This window comes from Sphingomonas sp. STIS6.2 (genome assembly GCF_000732685.2).
GTDB lineage: Bacteria > Pseudomonadota > Alphaproteobacteria > Sphingomonadales > Sphingomonadaceae > Sphingomonas > Sphingomonas aerolata.
Genome location: NZ_JPDP02000111.1, coordinates 1 through 2,195, shown reverse-complemented (window position 1 = coordinate 2,195; position 2,195 = coordinate 1). Strand labels below are relative to the sequence as shown.

At 66.1% G+C, this 2,195-nt stretch carries 2 protein-coding genes; both read left to right on the top strand.

Going from position 1 to position 2,195, the window contains the following annotated elements:
* Positions 1-69 precede the first annotated feature (69 nt).
* Positions 70-447 (top strand): histidine triad nucleotide-binding protein, encoded by a 378-nt coding sequence (locus sphst_RS13625; protein ID WP_031394258.1) that lies wholly within the window; start codon positions 70-72, stop codon positions 445-447.
* 110 nt (positions 448-557) lie between these two features.
* Entirely contained in the window at positions 558-2,093 is a 1,536-nt protein-coding gene (locus tag sphst_RS13620) for an amino acid permease (protein ID WP_056408830.1), read from the top strand.
* Positions 2,094-2,195 lie beyond the last annotated feature (102 nt).

Below are 2,195 nucleotides of genomic sequence, written 5' to 3'. Positions count from 1 at the left end.
GAGGATATGGATCCCCGCCTTCGCGGGGATGACGAAGGTTGGTAGGATGCCCCGAAAGGAGCAAACCCCATGCCGATCGACGCCACCCAGCCCTATGACGACCAGAACATCTTCGCGAAGATCCTGCGCGGCGAGATCCCGTCCAGGCGCGTCTATGACGACGACTTCGCGATCGCGTTCCACGACATCAACCCGCAGGCGCCGACGCATCTGCTGGTGATCCCCAAGGGCGCCTATGTCTCGTGGGACGATTTCTCCGCGCGTGCGGGCGATGCGGAGATTGCCGGGTTCATCCGCGCGGTCGGGACGGTCGCGCGCGCCGCGGGGCTGGTCGAGCCGGGCTATCGCCTGCTCGCGAACATCGGCCAGCACGGGCATCAGGAGGTGCCGCATCTGCACGTTCATGTCTTTGGCGGGCGTCCGCTTGGCCCGATGCTGGCCGGATAGCGCGGCTTTCCGCCACTAAAGGATTGCGCGTAATAAAATTGCCATTAGGCTTCCCGGCTTGAGCAAGGGGGCCAGTGGACCGGCCCTCACAACCCCCGGGGGGAACCGAATTGATTTTTGGTCGCGTTAAGTCACTGGACGCCATTCTGGCGACGGCGGAGAAGAAATCGCTCCACCGATCGCTGGGCGCGTTCCAGCTAACCATGCTCGGCATCGGTTGCGTGATCGGCACGGGCATCTTCGTGCTGACCTCCGCCGCCGCGCAGAAGGCCGGGCCGGGCATGATCCTGAGCTTCGTCGTCGCCGGCGCGGTCTGCGTCGTCGCCGCGCTCTGCTATGCCGAGATCGCGGCGATGGCCCCGGTCGCGGGCTCCGCCTATACCTACACCTATTCGGTCATGGGCGAGCTGCTCGCCTGGACGGTCGGATGGGCGCTGATCCTCGAATATGCGGTGGCCGCGAGCGCCGTGTCGGTCGGCTGGTCCGGCTATTTCGCGGGCTCGATATTGCACGAGACGTTCGGGATAACACTGCCGACCTGGCTGTCGCACGGGCCGTACATGCCGGGCGGGTTCATCAACCTGCCCGCGGTCGTCATCTCGCTGCTGATCACCTGGCTGCTGATGATCGGCACGACCGAGAGCGCGCGCGTCAACGCGGTGCTGGTGACGATCAAGGTCGTCGCGCTGACTGCGTTCGTCGCGCTGACGCTGCCCAAGACGCATGGCAGCAATTTCGAGCCGTTCCTCCCCACCGGCATCCTCGGCAGCAACGGGCTGGGCGTGGTCGGCGCGGCGGCGACGATCTTCTTCGCCTATGTCGGCTTCGACGCGGTCTCGACCGCGGCCGAGGAGACCAAGGATCCGCAGCGCAACGTGCCGATCGGGCTGATCGCCTCGCTCGGCATCTGCACCGTGTTCTACATGCTGGTCGCAGCGGGTGCGATCGGCACGATCGGCGGGCAGCCGCTGTTCGGCGCCGACGGCGTGCCGTTCACCACCGGGTCGGCCGAGCTCGCCCGCGCCTGCCTGATCCCCGCCAACGCGCAGGCGCTGGTCTGTTCGAACGAGGCGCTAGCGCATGTCCTGCGTCAGGTCGGCTATGCCAATGTCGGCAACTGGATGGGCTATGCCGCCGGTCTCGCGCTGCCGTCGGTGATCCTGATCCTGATGTTCGGCCAGACGCGCATCTTCTTCGTGATGAGCCGCGACGGCCTGCTGCCAGAAGTGCTCAGCCGCGTGCATCCCAAGTGGAAGACGCCGCATATCGTCACCGCGATCACCGGCGTGTTCGTCGCATTCGCCGCCGCGTTCCTGCCGGTCGGGCAGCTCGCGGACATCGCCAATGCGGGCACGCTCTACGCGTTCATGATGGTCGCGATCGCGCTGCTGATCCTGCGCAAGCGCGAGCCGAACCGGCATCGTCCGTTCCGCACGCCGGCGGCCTGGATCGTCGCGCCGCTGACGATCGTCGGCTGCATCGGGCTGTACTTCTCGCTTCCCTATGAGGCGATGGCGGTGCTGCCGATCTGGGGCGCGGTCGGCCTCGTGATCTATTTCCTCTATGGCTACCGCAAGAGCTATCTCGGGCGCGGCATGGCCGATGGCGGCGAGCCGATCGACATGGCGCCCCCGGGCAGCCACTGATACGTTACACAAAAAAGGGCCGCGGGAGGAAACTCCCGCGGCCCTTTTTTTTGTGCCTGCTGCCGGACCGTCATCCCCGCGAAGGCGGGGATCCATATCCTC

Coding starts and splice junctions, on each gene's coding strand:
- sphst_RS13625 (WP_031394258.1), top strand. CDS start 70: ATGCCGATCGACGCCACCCAGCCCTATGACGACCAGAACATCTTCGCG.